This window comes from Paenibacillus cineris, from assembly GCF_018333335.1.
In the GTDB taxonomy this organism is placed as follows: Bacteria; Bacillota; Bacilli; order Paenibacillales; family Paenibacillaceae; genus Paenibacillus_AQ; species Paenibacillus_AQ favisporus.
Genome location: NZ_BORU01000002.1, coordinates 312,311 through 327,814 on the forward strand (window position 1 = coordinate 312,311; position 15,504 = coordinate 327,814).

A 15,504-nucleotide genomic window follows, 5' to 3' on the forward strand; every position below is an offset into this window, starting at 1 on the left:
GTCATGGATATGCCGAAGAATATTTACAACCTGGATTGCAACATTGCGCAGACATTGAACATCGTTGGCGATCGATGGTCTTTGATGATCATACATGAAATCTTGGTCGGTAAAAAAACGTTCAACGAGATCAAACAGGGGCTGGCGACGATCTCTGCGAATGTGTTATCCGAGCGGCTCAGACAGCTGGAGGAGGACGGGCTGATCGTATCCAACCTGTACTCCGCGCATCCTCCGCGGTATGAGTATGAATTGACGGAAAGCGGACGGGATATGGAAATGATCTTTCATGCTTTTATCCTGTGGGGAGAGAAGCACCTGGATAAATGCTATAAAAGCCTGAAGCATACCGCCTGCGGCCACGAAGTCGAGCTCCGCCATTATTGCCCGCACTGCGAATCGAACGTGGATGACATTACCGTTGTCCCCGTAGAAGACGCCAAGCAGCCGTAACCAACGGCCGCCGCAAAAGCTTCTTAGTCAGCCGGATCGCCTAAGGCGGTCCATTACATATAAAGAAGGGATGGATGACAAATGGCAAACACGACAATCACGCTGGAACAGGTATTGAATCAGCAGGTGGCGAACTTCAGCATTCTTTACGTAAAAATCCATAACTACCATTGGTACGTAAAAGGGGAACAGTTCTTCACGCTCCACGCGAAGTTCGAAGAGCTGTACAACGACATTACGCAAAAAGCGGACGATATCGCCGAACGCCTCCTGACGATCAAGGGAAGACCGGCCGCGACGATCAAAGAATATCTTGAAATCGGCACGGTAACGGAAGCCACGGGAAAAGAGGACGCGCGCGGTATGGTGCAGTCGCTTATCCATGACTTCTCTGTAGTCAGCAAGGAACTGCAGGACGGGATCCGTTTGGCGGAAGACGCCGGCGACCATCCGACGGCAGATATGCTGATCGGGATGCAGGCGGACCTCGACAAGCACGTCTGGATGCTGGAATCTTATCTTGGATAAAAAGGAAGAGCCCGGGGGCTAAAGCTCCCCGGGCTCTTTTAATAACGTCGTCCGTTCCCCGCTGTGCGTCAGCGTCAGCTTATGCATCGCCCGGGTGCAGGCGATATAGAGCAACGATCGGTCCATCTCGTTCCGGTAGACTTCGCTATTCACGAAAGGAACGATCACCTCATCGAACTCCAGGCCTTTCGCCAGATGGGCGGACGTGATGATGATGCCCTCGTGGAACTCCTCGCTGTCGAAATCCAGCAGATACAGGTTGTCAAACGCGTCCCTTAGGCCGTGATAGACCTCGTCTGCCTGGGCCTTTGTTTTGCAGACGATCCCCATGGAACGCGACTCGGAATGCACAAATTCTCGGAGGACAGACCGGATGCGCTCCATTTCCTCCTCCCCGTCTGCGCAGGCAACCATCCGCGGCAGCTCGCCGTGCCGTTCAATGGGTACGACGCAGCTGTTGTCTTTGAGCTGCTGGGTAAAGGTCGTTATTTCATAGGTGGACCGGTAGCTCTTTAACAGCTCTACCGTATCCGCGTTCGGGAACACCTTTTTGATCTCTGTAAGCGAAGAAGAGGAGTAGGGATTGACGGATTGGCCGGCATCGCCGAGGATCGTCTTGCGGCAGTTGAACAGTTTGGAAAGGACGGCGTACTGGATGGGCGTGTAGTCCTGCATTTCGTCGACGATCAGATGCTTGACGAAATCAAATGGCGCCGTTCCTTCCCAGTACATTTTAAGGTAGACGAGGGGAAAGACATCCGAATATTCCAGCTTCTTCGGCCCTGCCATGCGAAGCAGATCCGGTCTGCCCAGCCAGTCGTAAAAATCCTTGTACAGCGCCAGCAGGGTGGAGGCACGGAACATTTTTTTAACGGCCGCCTTGATTTTGCGAATCCGGGGTGCGGACAACCTCTGTCCATCCTCGTCCCTGAGGTTTGCCGCCGCCTGGTTTGCGGCCCGCTCGAGCCTGGACTGTACGGGCATCCGGCGGGTGCCGTCATAGATGGCTCGCAGCTCTGCGGCAGAAATCTGCAGTCCGTCGACCTGCACATCCTCCGGCGCAAAATAATGCTGATCTGCATAAGCGACAAACTCATCCAGCTTCCGGATGAAGTCGGCAGTCGCCTTAAACCGGATGCGTTCGACCATGCCCGGGTCTTCTTGGTCCATCAACACGGTGACCTGCTCGTAGAACGTCTGGAAGCCGACAATCCCTTTGAGCTCCGCTTCCGCCAGCTCCTCGAGGCGCATTTCCATCATATTTTCTTCACCAAGCTCTGGCAGAACGCTCGAAATATAATCGGAGAACACGTTGTTCGGCGAGATGATCAGCACGTTTCTTGACGTCAGCGTTTCCTTGTAGCGGTACAGCAGGAAGGCGATACGGTGCAGGGCGACCGACGTTTTTCCGGAACCGGCCACGCCCTGAATGATGAGAACATCGGAGGTTTCATTGCGGATGATGACGTTCTGCTCCTTTTGAATCGTGGCGACGATGTTTTTCATCTTTTCGTCCGATGTGCTGCTGAGCTCCTTCTGAAGGACGTCGTCGTCGATGTTGATCGAGCTTTCGATCATATATTCCATGCGGCCGTCCCTGATTTTGTACTGCCGCTTCACCGTCAGCTCACCCTCGATCCGCCCAAGCGGAGCTAGGAAATAGGCAGGCCCGACGCCGAAATCGTAAAACATGCTGGCGACCGGCGAGCGCCAGTCGTAAATCAGATTCGTATGCCCGTCCGTCCCGGCAAAAGAATGAATCCCGATATAATAGGCATCGGCTTCTTTTAGGCCATTTTCCCGAAAGTCTACCCTGCCGAAATAAGGAGACTGGTACAGCTTATGCAGCTTCCGCTCCTTGTCGATCGCTTTCTCCCCCGAGTCGATCTGAAGCGAGATGTCGACCTTGTTCGCGGCCCGCTCCGCGGGATCCAGCTGGGAAATGTTTTCCCACATATATTTTTTCGCCTCGATGACGTCGCGGTAGGAAGCGGATATTTTCCCGCGGATGTCTTCCAGCGCCCGTCCTAGCTTGTCTGTCATCGATTCGGCATAACGCCTTTCATCGGCTTCGCTTTGGTTCAACATCTTAGACCCTCCCTGTGAAAGAATAAGTCTAAGTATAGAAAAAATCCGCCAAAAATATAGACTTATACTTCCGGCCGTAGTATTATAACTTGCACGTGGGTCCAGAAATACTTATACGGCACCACTTTACAGTACCAAAGTAATTAATGGGATAAACTACAGCCAGGTCCTTAAGGGGCCTGGCTTTTTGGTATGTCCGTTACCTGCCTGGATTCAGATTCCGGAATGCTCTCCGCGTACTGCCGCTGCATGGCGGCCAGCCGGCCGTTAACCCATGCCCGGGCTTCGGGAGGCTCTATAATTACCGCTTCGGGCCCCAACATCCAGACCATATCGGCAAAGAACGCCACGTCCTTCCGGGGAATGGATATGTCGATCCTGCCGCTGCCATCGGGCTCGCATTCGATATGAGGCTGAAGCCGGCCGTTCCCCTCCAGCATTCGGACGCCTTCCGGAGTCAATCGGACGATGAAGTCGGTCTTCGGCGCCTTCTTCAGCTCATCCTCATTCCAGTTAAACACCGTTTTCTCATCAACCTCGTCAAGGCAGCAGACCTCTTCATTCAGCACGGCCGAGCGGATGCGGTCCGCCCGGAACAGGCGATAAGCTTTACGGGTAAAGCAGTAGGCAGGGCAGTACCAGTATCCTTGGTCCGAGTAGAGGCCGATCGGCTGAATGACTCTTTCGTCCGCGGATGTGCCGGATTGATAGACAATGGTTACGGCGCTGCGACTCATAACCGCCTGCAGCAGCACTTCCAGACACTCGGCAGACATGCTGCGCCGGGGGCTCCAAATCGCCATTTTACCGGTTAAGCGGCTGATTCTCTCTTTCAGGTCCGGCGGGAGATAGTGATAGAACTTGTCGAGGGCGGAAGCGGCCGCTTTACCGAACGGGACGGAGCCAAAATAAGCCAGCGATTGGGAGGCGAAGAACAAGGCGGTTGCTTCGCTTTCGGTAAAAGCGATCGCGGGCAGCAGCCGCTCGTTTAACAGGCGGAAACCGCCGCCCCGTCCTTGGACGGAGTACACGGGGATGCCCAGCTCGCCAAGCTCGATGAGGTCCCTGGATATGGTCCGCTGGGACACGCCCAGCTCATCCGCAAGCTCGCGGAGGGTAAAGTTTTTCTTAGCATTGACGAGCATGATAAGCCGGATCAACCGCTGGGATTTATACATCGGCGTCCCGTCCTTTCATTTTTTTCTCAAGTGTATCACAAAAACAAGACAGCACCTGTCGTGTTTAAACGATATGATGAGTTCATAAGATTTGGAAAGGCATAATCAACCCTATAGAGGAGGATGCTGTATGGAACCAATGGAAAAGGGAAACGAGCGCAGTCTGCAGGCGTTTCATGCATTTCGCCGGGCGATTGAGGAAGGGGATACGGGGGCGTTTGAAGCGCTGGTGACCTCTGATTTTGGTTTTATCGTCCCGATCCCTTTTGAGGAATGGCAGGGAGAGCAGAGGGGAACCGGGAGGTTCCGGGAATTGGTCGAGCTTGAACGGGCAAGCATGAGTGCCAAACTTACGCCGGTCATCTGCGTAGAGCAGGAGGATACCGGGATCGTTATCTTTCAAGCGGAGGGGATCTTTAACGAAATGCCGTACACGAATGAGCTGGTAATCGTGTTCCGTTTCGAGCAGGAACGGATCCGCTCCTTCCGGGAGTATGTGGGCGTCACTTCCCACCTGCTTGCGATAGCGAAGTCGTAAGGCATGAAAACGGGCAAGGCCGGGAATAAGCACGAAGAGTGCCCTCGGTCTTGCCCGCATGTTTGCTGCCCGCGGCGCCATGTTATTCGGTTATCCGGCGGGACGGAGTGGGCTCATCAAACTGCCGGTCGATCAGCACTTGGCAGGCGTTCAGAAAATACTCGGCATGGTAATACCCCTTATCCATGTAGGCACTCATCATGGCGCCTTCCTTCAGCAGCTGAAGCTGGTAAGTGAGCTGAACCGGGTCGCGGGCGCCGGCCTGGCGGGCAATATCCTCAACATTTTTCCAAAGGGAGGAGCGGTGTGTCATGGCTGCCTGGTGTCCGGGATGGTCCTCATCCGGAAACTCGACGATGGCGTTCATAAAAGGACAGCCACGGAACTTGGAACTCTTCATTCGTTCAACCAATTCCTCCAGGAGGGCGTAGAGCTGTTCCTTTGGCGAATCGGGGAACTGCCGCTTTATTTCTTCATATGCTTCCATCCTGGTCTTGGAATGCAGCTCCAAATAGGCCACGACCAGATGGTCCTTGGTCGGAAAGTTGCGGTAAAAGCTGGCCTTTGCGACCCCCGATTCCTCAATGATTCGGTCGATCCCCACGGCACGCACGCCTTCGCTATAAAATAAATCGGACGCCACCTTCAGTATCCGTTCTTTGGCGGATTCCTTCTTGGTCATTCTAATCACCTGTTCCTAAAATAAGGTAAATTCGCTGTTGACATGAGACAGATCTGTCTGTATCATACGATTATCAAACGAGACAGATCTGTCGCATTTATTTTAATGGCTGATTCCGGCTGCTGTCAAATATCCGGATCCGCCAGAGGAGGATGAAGCAAGCGATGAACCAACCGGTCAATTCCATTCCCGCGCCTCTTGCGCAGGCGGCGGCTGAGCCGCGCCAGAGGCCGCGTTTAATGCTGGCGGTGATGCTGCTGTCCGTATTTATGGCCGTAGCGAACATTTTTATCATCAATGTGGCAACCCCTTCGATTCAGCGGGGGCTTCACGCCGATTTCTACGGCGTACAGTTCGTCGTTTCGGCCTACACCTTGTCCTATGCCGTGGCCTTGATTATCGGCGGGCGGCTGGGCGACCGGTACGGACGGCGGAAGATGCTCCTGATCGGCGTGGCCGGCTTTACATTAACATCCTTGTTATGCGGCATTTCGGGCAGTGTCGGTGTGCTTACGGCCATCCGCGTGCTTCAAGGCTTTAGTGCGGCGCTGATATCCCCGCAGGTGCTGTCCCTCATTCAGGCGCAGTACCCGCCGGAGAAGAGGGGAATGATCTTTGGGCTGTATGGCGCAGCCCAGGGATTGGCCGCTTCGACCGGCCAGCTGATCGGCGGTTTGCTGCTCGGCTGGAATCCGTGGCATCTCGACTGGCGGCTGGTCTTTTTCTTCAGCGTCCCGATCGGATTGATCATCCTGGCGATGGCTCCGTTCGTCCCGGAATCGAGGGATTCGGACCGCTCGCGGATGGACTGGTTCGGTGCGGCCGTGGCGGCGGCAGGACTGCTCTTCCTAGTGTATCCGCTGGTCCAGGGGCAGAAGGAGGGGTGGCCGGCGCTGCTCGTCATCAGCCTGATTCTGTCCGTCCCTGTCCTCGCCGTATTCGTATGGACGCAGCGTAGGCTGCTTGCCAAAGGACGCCGGCCGTTTATGAACGTAAGGCTGTTCGGCCAGAAAGCATTCAGCTTGGGCCTGGCCGTGATCTTTCTCATGATGACCGCTCAAGCCGCCTTCTTTCTGATCACGGCCTATTTGCTGCAGATGGGGCATGGATTCAGCGCCCTGAAATCCGGATTGATCATCCTGCCCATGGGCATCGGGTATTTTCTGGCCTCGCTGCTGTCACCGAAGCTGGCGGGCAAAATCGGTGCCCACGTCCTTACGGTCGGTTCGGTGATGACCTCCGTCGGCTATTTTGCGGTCGCGCTGACGATCTGGGCCACCGGGTGGTCGCCGAACGTATGGTTCTGGCTGCCGGCTCTGGTCCTGCTGGGCATAGGCCAAGGCTTTATCGCCGCACCGCTGACCAATGTGGTGCTGTCCAAGGTAGAGAAGCAGGATATCGGGTCGGGCTCCGGCATTTTGACGACGGGGATGCAGCTCGCCTCTGCCATCGGTATCGGCCTCATCGGCATTGTCTGGATGAGCTCATTAAGCCATTATGCCAATCAGGCGGAGGCGCGGACCGAGCTTGAGCTGCGGCAGCATCTGACATCCTACGCCTTGTCGGAGGAGCAGGGGCAGACGGCGCTGGCCAGGCTGCGCGATTGCTTCCCGGCAGCGGCCGGTCAGGCACAGGCGGCTCCCGGCGCATGCAAGGTTACCGCTTCCGCTGCCGGGGGTGCCGAGAGGCTGGTGGCGGACGGCGTATCGCAGTCGAATGCGCGCAGCTACACGAGCGCTTTTATCCTCAGCCTGACGGTGCTCGGATTCTACACGATGCTGATCATTCCGATGACGGTCGCGCTAGCCGGGAGAAAGCGAAAGAGATGAAGGCGCAGTGGACGATCCGGCAAGGGCTTCAAGATCGTCCGAGGCTCGCCAATTATCGGATGAACGGGTCCCGCCCGTGAATCCGGCAGCCCTAAGGTATACATTCTTATCTCCCAAAAAACCCTGCCGATTCTTCAGGAGAATCGGCAGGGTTTGGGCGCTTTTATGGAAGCTGCGTATACGTTGATATTACTTAGGCTGTACCGTATCGGCGTCCGACGTCACAATGATCGCTTCGGCACTCGTGATGCCGGGAATCGATTTGGTCATGATCGGAGAATGATAGGCGATAATTTTGGTGCCAGGGCGAAGCTTGGTATCTCCACCCATCGTAGGGATGACCGGCGTATCTTTTGAGATGTTCAGAATGACGTCGTTGTCGGTGGAATCATCGGAACCTACGTTTACATAGACCTGATCGGCCGAAGCCCGGTCCGATGCTTTAACAGTACCTTCAATTTTGACCGTTTCCGCCTTCTTCACCACGATTTTGCCGGCATGCGTTTGGGCCGGATAAATCATCGTCATGATATCGCTGTAGTATGCGTCCACGCGGATATCCGCCTTCAGGGCATCCTTGGTCAGCGCCTTGCCGTCTTCGTCGACGATTTGGGTTTTGTCATCGACGGAGAGGATGACGTAGTTGACGCCGCCCTTGTCATGCGCCTTGCCGACGACCGTCACTTTGCCGTCCGCCGTATTGGTGACGATGCCGTCTGTGCCAGCTTTGAGTTCCTGATCCGTATTGCCGGATTCACCGCTTCCGGTGTCTTCCGTGTTCACGATCACATAATTCGTTCCGGCTTGAGGCGGCAGGCTCATGGCCACTTCAGGACCATAGAAAGCTCGGATGCTCGTGCCCTCTTTAATGTCGCCGCTGGTCAGCGCCTTGCCGTCCTGGCTGAGGATGGTGGCTTTATCGGCCAGGTGCAGAAGAATCGTGTCCTCATTAGAGGTGTAAATATCGGTTCCTTTGACCAGGATGCCGTTCTCTCTCACTTCGGATACGGTACCGTCAATGGCGGTAAAGCTCTTGTCCTGAACGACAAGCGTCAGCGCCGTGCCGCGGGCCGGAAGGCTTTTCGTAATATTCGGTCCATAGAACGCCTTCACGACTTTTTTCTCATCGATCACGGTTTTCAGGGGAACGCTTTTCCCGCGGGCATCGACGATCTTGGTCTCCGGCGTGATGGCCAGGATGATCTGGCTTTGATCGCTAGGAGCCAGCCCCCGTCCCGTAACCGTAACGGATTTGCCGGTCTTGTCGTTCACGAAGTTCGTAATTTGTCCCCATGTGGCAGGAACCACTTTGGCCTCATTTTGAACCTGGCCTTGTCCGCTTTGAGCGGCTGCGGGCGGAACTTCCTGGGCGCTGGCCGCAACAGGAACGGCTGCCAGAGCGAAAATTGATGCGGTTGCCAATACTTTGTAAATTTTGTTCATCTGTCATTTTCCTCCTCTATATGGCGTTCTTGCGAGTGCGGATCGGAATGTTTCACCGTGCATGCAATTGGTAAATGATGCTTGCTCTTCATAGTTCCTGACGAGGCGGTCATTCCAAATGTTGCACATTGCAGGCAAATTCACAGCGTTCTCCGTCCAATAACACGCTTATGGGCTGGCGGCCATACAATGGGGAAAGAACATTGAAGCTGGAGGTAGCCTGATCATGAAAATGACGCTGGATCTTGCCAAAATGCTGCTCGAAGCAGCCGAGAAAAAAGCTAAGGAAATGGGGCTTGCAGAGGACATCGCCATCGTGGACGACGGCGCGAACCTGGTCGCCTTTCACCGGATGGACCACGCCCGGATCGGGGGCATCGATATCGCCCAGAACAAAGCCTGGACCAGTGTGGCCCTGCAGATGCCGACCTCGAATCTGACCAGAACGGCTCAGCCCGGGCAGCCATCCTTCGGGATCAATACGACGAATCAGGGCAGGGTGGTCATCCTGGGGGGAGGAATCCCGTTAAAAGCAGGCGATGTCATCATTGGGGGCATCGGGGTCAGCGGAGGGACGAGCGAGCAGGATATCCAGGTGGCGGAGGCCGCCGTGCAGGCATTTGAGCGCTGGATGCAGCGGTCGGACCTTCGGAGCATCTCGTTTCGGATTGGATCGAATCAGTCGTAAAGGCTGCTCTAGCGGCACGGCCGAATCGATGCAAGAGAAAACCCTCCATCCGGCCTGCATATGAGGCGGTTGGAGGGCTTTGCTTAGCTAGTATGGTGGATCAGAACGCCCAGTTCCCCTTACGGAATACAGGTTCTCTTTGGCCGTCCGCCGTGATACCGTCGATGTCCATGTCCGCAGAGCCGATCATGAAATCCACGTGGATCATGCTGTGATTCAGCCCGGCGCGGTCGAGCTCTTCCCGAGTGAGCGAGGTTCCGTTCTCGATGCAGGTCGGGAAGGCTTCGCCCAGGGCCAGATGGTTCGATGCATTTTCGTCAAATAGCGTATTGAAGAAAATGAGCCCGGTCTCCGAAATGGGCGAGTGGTGCGGAACAAGCGCGGCTTCGCCCAAATAGCGGGCTGACGCGTCCATGTCGAGCATGCCTTTTAAAAATTCGTAACCTTTCTCTGCCGTAAAATCGACGACTTTTCCGTCCTCAAACGTCAGGCTGAAGTTCTCGATCAAGTTTCCCTGGTAGCTGAGCGGCTTGGTGCTGCGGACGGTTCCCCGGGTCCCTTCCCTGCGGGGCGAAGTGAACACTTCTTCCGTCGGAACGTTCGGGTTGAACTCATTGCCCGCTTCATTTCGGGCGGTACCGCCGTTCCAGACATGATGCTCCGGAAGCTCGATCAGCAGGTCGGTGCCCGGAGCTTTATAATGAAGCTGCTTGTACTGCTTGCGGTTCAAATATTCGCGCTTGCTGCGCAAATTCGCATTATGCTCGTTCCAAGCCTGGATCGGATCGCCGCCGCTCACACGGGCGGTTTGGAAGATCGCCTCCCACAACGCCTCGACCGCGGCTTCCGGTGCCAGGTCCGGGAAGACCAGCTTCGCCCAGGCTTCGGTCGGGACGCCGATAATGGACCAGGTCATTTTGCTTGCGGACATATACTCCCGCCATTTGGAGAGAGCGGCGCTTGCCGCTTTGGAATGGGCTGAGATCCGCTTGGGGTCTACGCCCTTCAGCAGCTCGGGATTGGCCGATTCGATAAAAAGAAATGCTCCGTCGTTCTCGGCGAATTCCTGAACCCACTTTGCTCTCCACACCGGGTACTCCTCAAAAGCCTCGTCAGGAGCGAGATGATACTTCAGCTGTGTGCTGATCTCGTCCTGCCACTCAATATGAACCAGCTTTGCCCCGGCTTGATACGCTTGCTTGGCGATCATGCGCACGAATTCCGGAACATGGATCGGAGCGCTGATCCACAAGGACTGCCCCGGCTGAATATGAACCGCAACATGGACGGCGAGCTCGGCGTATTTTTCCAAACGGTCTAAAAAACTCATGGACTTTTTCCTCCCTAACATCGGCAGATTATAACAATCTATTAAGGATTCGCCCTTTCTTCGCCAGTTCCTTCCAGCTTTCGCGCCGCCGGAGGCCTCCGAACAAATGCCATCGGTGTATGATCTTGTCTAAACAGGAAGGAATTTAGAAGGACATCGGGCTTTTTCCGCGAATTAGGAAGGGAGCAAAGCAAGGGGGAGACGCCATGAAAAAGCAACGGCCCATCTATGTGCAAATCGATATCGACACAACGATGGATAAGCTATGGGAATATACCCAGAACCCGGATTTGCATACCGCATGGGATGCCCGGTTTACGGAAATTTCGTATTTGCCGCGGGCACAGGATGAGCCTCAACGTTTTCGGTACCGAACCCGGATCGGCATGGGCATCGATATTGCAGGCGAGGGAGAATCGGCGGGACAAGTGGAGAAGGAATCCGGGGACCGGGTCTCCTCGCTGAAGTTTTGGACGCATGACCGGCTGTCGCTCATCCGAAAGGGCAGCGGGTATTGGAAGTATACGAAGAAAGACGGCGGTATCGGCTTCGAGACGCTGTACCAATATGAGTCGGCTTTCGGCGCGGCGGGGCGTCTTGCCGATGCCTACCTGTTCAGGCCGCTGCTCGGATGGGCGACGGCTTGGAGCTTTGACGCGTTAAAAATGTGGCTGGAGCAGGGATTTCATCCGAAGCTGCTGCTCCAGCGCTTTCTCACGTACTGGACCGTGTGCGGGGTGATCGCCTTTGTATGGCTGTACCACGGCCTCGTTCCCAAGCTAATCATGGCCCACCCGGACGAAATTCGCATGATGGAAGCCGTAACCGGGAGCATGGGCAGCGGCGTGGCGATGATCCGGATGGTCGGCATACTGGAAATGCTCTTTGGACTCGTGTGGCTGCTGCCGCTGTATAAGCTGAAGCGCCCGCTGTTTATTCTCCAGATCGTTGCCATCTGCGGTCTGACCGCCTCTGCGGGGATCGGGGACATCGGCAGTTTCGTCGCCCCGTTTAATCCCGTGACGCTAAACGGTATGCTGATCGTCCTGTCGCTGATCGGCTATGGGAACAGCCGGCATCTGCCCAGCGCCGCCCGCTGCCGCCGAAAGAAGGCAGGTGACCTATGAAATCGATCTATGAACAGGCGCTCGGCGATACCTATCAGCTGCTGCATCCCAAGCTGCAGGAGCGTTACCGGCTGACGGGAGATGCGGTGTTTACCGGGGCCGGCCGGATGGAGGAAATCAGCGGCGGTTCGTTCGCCGTACGGGCCATGATGGTGCTGGGCATTCGGGCCCGTCTGTTCTTTCCCGAGCGGGGCCGGAACATCCCTTTTGTTATCCACAACAAAGTATCCCGGGATGCAAAGGGCCAGGAGACGGTACATTGGGATCGGACGTTTGATTTCCGGGGCAAAAAGCGCCATTTCGATGCCGTGATGAAATGGGACAGTGAGGAGGAGCAGATCCTGGACTTGTTCGGCAAGCCGGCGCTGCTCGGCTCCTCCCTGTCCCTCCACGTGGACGACAAAGGAGCCATGCACATCTCCTCCAGAAGCCAGTGGCTGCCCCTGTTCGGCATGCGGATCCCGCTTCCCCGGGTTTTTCACGGGGCGGCCCAGATCGTGGAGTCCTACGACGAGGAGCGGCAGTGCTTCCGGATTCGGGTGCATGTGCGCAATCCGCTGTTCGGCACCCTTTTCGCCTATAAGGGGAGTTTTACGGGAACAAGGAAAGACGGGAGCGGAGGAAGCCGGGATGAAACGTAACGCATGGTTCGGATTGCTGCTGTATGTGATGTTTCTCGGCGTCAGCGGGCGGCAGCTTCAAGTGCTTGAAGCGGTGCTGATGCTGGCGGTGCTGGTGCTGGTACCGGGTTTCTTAATGCTCGTGGATGCTCGCCTGCGTAACGGGAAAACGATGGCTTTGTACAAAATCATGACGATCCTTTACCCCCCGGCTGCCGTCTGTGCGGCACTCTCCTTCATGGGAGATATCCCGCTGTTATGCCTTCCTTGGGTGGCTTTTACGGTGATTACGGCGCTGTATGGGCTGAGACGGCTGCTGGAGAGGGGGCTGCATCCGCTTGCTGAAACCGCGGTGGATTTCGGACTGATGTACTTGGCCGGGGGCGGTTTCTGGTTCCTGGCTGCGTCGCTGCATTGGCGTATAATGGATTTTTCGGACGTGCTCATCATGCTGACAGCCGTTCATTTTCATTACTCTTCATTTATAATCCCGATCCTGGCCGGACTGCTGGGGCGAAAAATAACGGTTGGACGGAAGCTGTACTTAACCTCGACCGTCATCATCATGCTGGCCCCGGCCGGCATAGCGCTGGGCATTGCTTTTTCCACCGCCCTTGAGTTCATTCTGGTGGCGGCGTACCTGGCTGCCCTGTACAGCTACGGACTGCTTGTTTTCAAAGCTTCCTTTACCCGGCGGGAGGCCAAATATCTCATATCTTTTTCGGCGCTCGTATTGATGGTGACGATTCTGTTCTCCCTGATTTACGCAGCCGGAAGGGCGATGGGGTTCGGGAGTCTCTCGATCAACCGGATGATCTGGATTCACGGCTTGATGAACGCGGTAGGCGTAGCTCTTCCGTCGCTTGCGGGCTGGCTGCTGGAGGGAAACTTCCCGAAGGAGAGCTATTATGGCAAACCGGTAAGCTCCATCACCGGCGGAAGGCATATCGGGCGCCACTTCTTAAGCAGGGAAGGACTCCTTGACGAAACGGCATCCTACTCAGGGCTGGTCGACCGGATCGACGGGTTTGACTCCGCCTCGTTCCGCGCACGGAGGCTGTCGCCCGTCATTCGGGATTTCTACGAGCATACCGATCAGTACGCGATGCGGGCCGACATCCGCTGGGCCGGGTGGTTTAGGCCGCTGGCTATGGTCTATCAAGTCATCAGCCGCCGGATCGGGCAGATCCATCTTGGCACACTTAAAGGGTGGCAGGGGATGTACGGCCGGGTTCTTCCGGTGGCGTCGGGCAGGGACGGCAGGCAGCGGGTTCGTGCCTGGCAGCGTTTGAACGGGCAGGGGGAGGCGATTTTCATTGCCCTCTATTCCCTGCATTGGTTCGGAGACGAGCCCTACATGAATATCGCCCTGCCGCTGCCGGGCACCAATATGACCGGGATGCTGCGCCTGTATAATGAAGGCTCCGGGCTCGTCTTGACCAGCGCCCACAGCCCGGCTCACCGGGGCGATGAGGGCATTTACCTGCATGCCTCATGGTTCACGATGCGTCTGCCCCTGAAGGAAACCTTCTGGATCCGGGAGGGGGAGTCCGGACAGCGGCTGACGGCCCGCCACCGGATGTGGATTTTCGGACTCCGTTTCCTGGATATCCGGTACGATATTCAGCGGTCCGGATGAGCCTGCGGCTGGGCAGCGGCGTTGACATGTATGTCCCATGGGATATAATGCTAAAAGGAAGATGACCGAAAGATCAGGTATTGGAGGATTATTGTCATGAGCCAGGACAGGGAGCCGCTGTACATTCAAATACAAAACCATTTCAAGCAGTTGATTGCTTCCAGGCAGCTGAAGGAAGACGACCGGATTCCGACTGAGAAGGAGCTGATCGACCAGTTTCAGGTGAGCCGGATCACCGTGGCCAATGCGCTGGCCGAGCTGGCGGGCGAAGGCTGGATCTACCGGATTCCGGGCCGGGGAAGTTACGTCAAGGGCGTGCCTGAGAAGTACATATCGGGTAATCCGGTCTCCCTCGTCTCTGAGGCCAAATCGTCGTCGGCTCCCAAGATCGGGCTCGTGTTTCCTTCCATTGAAGATTATTTTGCCATCCAAATGGTACGGGGGATCCGCAGCGCGCTGTCGGGGAGCAAATACTCGCTGGTCGTCATGTTCACTTACAATTCCAAGGAACTGGAGAAGGAAGCGATCCGCGAGCTCCGCAGCACGACGGACGGGCTGATTATTTTTCCGGTGGATGCCGAGGTGTACAGTGAAGAAATTATCGCGCTGAAGATGCAGAATTACCCGTTCGTGCTCCTGGATCGGCATCTGCCCGGCGTAGAAACGAACGTGGTCCTGTCCGATCCGGCTCTGGGTTCCATCCTGGCGGTGGATCATCTGTGGGAGCTGGGACACCGGAACATTGCGATATGCTCGGATTCTCCAATACCGACGGTAACGGTCGATGAACGGATTCAAGGATATAACGAAGCGCTGAAGAACAAGGGCGCGATGATCAATCCTGCTTTGATTCTTACCGACTTCAGCATCCCAACGGGGCGTTCCCGTACGGATCACCCGCTGTACCGCTTCCTCAAGAGCCGGATGGCGACGGCGTTTATCGCGCTGAACTGCAAGCTCGGGGTCAACCTGTGGTCCATGGCCAAGGAATTGGGGCTGGATGTCCCGGGTGACCTGTCCATCGTCACCTTCGATAACCCGAGCCCCATGCTTGAGGAACTCAGCGTATTTACGTATATCGATCAAAGCGAGGAAGAAATGGGTCGCGAGGCGGCAAGCCTGCTGCTGGATATTTTGGAAGGGAACATCAAGGACGTCAAGTACACGAAGCGGATTTTTAAACCCCGTCTCGTCATTCACCATACGACAGGCCCGGTATAACCGGGGGAATCGAGAAACGGCATTTCTTGAAACAGGAGATGCTGTTTTTTTTGTTTTATATTATACATAAATGCTATATTATATATATTAATACGAGCAAATTTATTGCCGATGTGCTGTAACCGACGAAGCAGCAATTT

Annotated in this window: 14 protein-coding genes; 9 read left to right on the forward strand and 5 right to left on the reverse strand. The window is 55.7% G+C overall.

Features of this window, described 5'->3' with window-relative positions:
- The first annotated feature begins 9 nt into the window (after positions 1 to 9).
- Positions 10 to 453, forward strand: a complete 444-nt coding sequence (locus KI379_RS22200; RefSeq protein WP_076172945.1) for a winged helix-turn-helix transcriptional regulator — start codon at positions 10 to 12, stop codon at positions 451 to 453.
- An 81-nt stretch (positions 454 to 534) separates the two neighbouring features.
- Positions 535 to 981, forward strand: coding sequence for a Dps family protein (locus tag KI379_RS22205; RefSeq protein WP_212984936.1), 447 nt, complete (start codon positions 535 to 537; stop codon positions 979 to 981).
- Positions 982 to 999: 18 nt separating this feature from the next.
- Here KI379_RS22205 and KI379_RS22210 read toward each other — a convergent pair whose 3' ends face one another.
- Together KI379_RS22210 and KI379_RS22215 are read right to left on the reverse strand one after the other, a co-directional pair.
- Positions 1,000 to 3,069 (reverse strand): HelD family protein, encoded by a 2,070-nt coding sequence (locus KI379_RS22210; protein WP_212984937.1) that lies wholly within the window; start codon positions 3,067 to 3,069, stop codon positions 1,000 to 1,002.
- A 170-nt stretch (positions 3,070 to 3,239) separates the two neighbouring features.
- Positions 3,240 to 4,247 carry a helix-turn-helix transcriptional regulator gene (locus KI379_RS22215; RefSeq protein WP_212984938.1) on the reverse strand — a complete coding sequence of 336 codons (1,008 nt, stop codon included), beginning with the start codon at positions 4,245 to 4,247 and terminating at the stop codon, positions 3,240 to 3,242.
- Between the two features lie 130 nt (positions 4,248 to 4,377).
- On the opposite strand from KI379_RS22215, the gene KI379_RS22220 reads away from it, so the two are divergent.
- On the forward strand, positions 4,378 to 4,785 hold the full coding sequence (locus KI379_RS22220; RefSeq protein WP_244169320.1) for a nuclear transport factor 2 family protein: 408 nt from the start codon (positions 4,378 to 4,380) through the stop codon (positions 4,783 to 4,785).
- Positions 4,786 to 4,867: 82 nt separating this feature from the next.
- Here KI379_RS22220 and KI379_RS22225 read toward each other — a convergent pair whose 3' ends face one another.
- Complete coding sequence (locus tag KI379_RS22225) at positions 4,868 to 5,467, reverse strand: TetR/AcrR family transcriptional regulator (RefSeq protein WP_212984939.1); 600 nt, start codon at positions 5,465 to 5,467, stop codon at positions 4,868 to 4,870.
- Positions 5,468 to 5,631: 164 nt separating this feature from the next.
- Between KI379_RS22225 and KI379_RS22230 the strand changes: the two genes are divergently transcribed.
- Complete coding sequence (locus tag KI379_RS22230; protein ID WP_212984940.1) at positions 5,632 to 7,296, forward strand: MFS transporter; 1,665 nt, start codon at positions 5,632 to 5,634, stop codon at positions 7,294 to 7,296.
- A gap of 189 nt (positions 7,297 to 7,485) precedes the next feature.
- On the opposite strand, the gene KI379_RS22235 is transcribed toward KI379_RS22230, so the two are convergent.
- A complete protein-coding gene (locus KI379_RS22235; protein WP_212984941.1) occupies positions 7,486 to 8,739 on the reverse strand; it encodes a peptidase in 1,254 nt (417 codons plus the stop codon).
- A gap of 223 nt (positions 8,740 to 8,962) precedes the next feature.
- Between KI379_RS22235 and KI379_RS22240 the strand changes: the two genes are divergently transcribed.
- Complete coding sequence (locus tag KI379_RS22240; RefSeq protein ID WP_089549234.1) at positions 8,963 to 9,427, forward strand: GlcG/HbpS family heme-binding protein; 465 nt, start codon at positions 8,963 to 8,965, stop codon at positions 9,425 to 9,427.
- 100 nt (positions 9,428 to 9,527) lie between these two features.
- Here KI379_RS22240 and KI379_RS22245 read toward each other — a convergent pair whose 3' ends face one another.
- The gene (locus KI379_RS22245) at positions 9,528 to 10,757 is read right to left on the reverse strand and encodes an aminopeptidase (protein WP_212984942.1); all 1,230 of its coding nucleotides are present in this window, start codon (positions 10,755 to 10,757) and stop codon (positions 9,528 to 9,530) included.
- Positions 10,758 to 10,963: 206 nt separating this feature from the next.
- Here KI379_RS22245 and KI379_RS22250 point away from each other — a divergent pair, with 206 nt between their 5' ends.
- The 4 genes from KI379_RS22250 (at position 10,964) to KI379_RS22265 (ending at position 15,364) form a co-directional block, all read left to right on the forward strand.
- Positions 10,964 to 11,884, forward strand: coding sequence for a DoxX-like family protein (locus tag KI379_RS22250; protein ID WP_076172654.1), 921 nt, complete (start codon positions 10,964 to 10,966; stop codon positions 11,882 to 11,884).
- Positions 11,881 to 12,525, forward strand: coding sequence for a DUF4166 domain-containing protein (locus KI379_RS22255; protein WP_212984943.1), 645 nt, complete (start codon positions 11,881 to 11,883; stop codon positions 12,523 to 12,525). Before KI379_RS22250 ends, KI379_RS22255 begins: the two co-directional genes overlap by 4 nt.
- Positions 12,515 to 14,143 (forward strand): YndJ family protein, encoded by a 1,629-nt coding sequence (locus KI379_RS22260; RefSeq protein ID WP_212984944.1) that lies wholly within the window; start codon positions 12,515 to 12,517, stop codon positions 14,141 to 14,143. Before KI379_RS22255 ends, KI379_RS22260 begins: the two co-directional genes overlap by 11 nt.
- A gap of 96 nt (positions 14,144 to 14,239) precedes the next feature.
- Positions 14,240 to 15,364, forward strand: a complete 1,125-nt coding sequence (locus KI379_RS22265; protein ID WP_116232931.1) for a GntR family transcriptional regulator — start codon at positions 14,240 to 14,242, stop codon at positions 15,362 to 15,364.
- Positions 15,365 to 15,504: the final 140 nt, after the last annotated feature.

Bases quoted from the DNA above. Each gene is read 5' to 3' on its own strand.
- KI379_RS22200 (WP_076172945.1), top strand. From the start codon at position 10: ATGCCGAAGAATATTTACAACCTGGATTGCAACATTGCGCAGACATTG.
- KI379_RS22205 (WP_212984936.1), top strand. From the start codon at position 535: ATGGCAAACACGACAATCACGCTGGAACAGGTATTGAATCAGCAGGTG.
- KI379_RS22210 (WP_212984937.1), bottom strand. From the start codon at position 3,069: ATGTTGAACCAAAGCGAAGCCGATGAAAGGCGTTATGCCGAATCGATG.
- KI379_RS22215 (WP_212984938.1), bottom strand. From the start codon at position 4,247: ATGTATAAATCCCAGCGGTTGATCCGGCTTATCATGCTCGTCAATGCT.
- KI379_RS22220 (WP_244169320.1), top strand. From the start codon at position 4,378: ATGGAACCAATGGAAAAGGGAAACGAGCGCAGTCTGCAGGCGTTTCAT.
- KI379_RS22225 (WP_212984939.1), bottom strand. From the start codon at position 5,467: ATGACCAAGAAGGAATCCGCCAAAGAACGGATACTGAAGGTGGCGTCC.
- KI379_RS22230 (WP_212984940.1), top strand. From the start codon at position 5,632: ATGAACCAACCGGTCAATTCCATTCCCGCGCCTCTTGCGCAGGCGGCG.
- KI379_RS22235 (WP_212984941.1), bottom strand. From the start codon at position 8,739: ATGAACAAAATTTACAAAGTATTGGCAACCGCATCAATTTTCGCTCTG.
- KI379_RS22245 (WP_212984942.1), bottom strand. From the start codon at position 10,757: ATGAGTTTTTTAGACCGTTTGGAAAAATACGCCGAGCTCGCCGTCCAT.
- KI379_RS22250 (WP_076172654.1), top strand. From the start codon at position 10,964: ATGAAAAAGCAACGGCCCATCTATGTGCAAATCGATATCGACACAACG.
- KI379_RS22255 (WP_212984943.1), top strand. From the start codon at position 11,881: ATGAAATCGATCTATGAACAGGCGCTCGGCGATACCTATCAGCTGCTG.
- KI379_RS22260 (WP_212984944.1), top strand. From the start codon at position 12,515: ATGAAACGTAACGCATGGTTCGGATTGCTGCTGTATGTGATGTTTCTC.
- KI379_RS22265 (WP_116232931.1), top strand. From the start codon at position 14,240: ATGAGCCAGGACAGGGAGCCGCTGTACATTCAAATACAAAACCATTTC.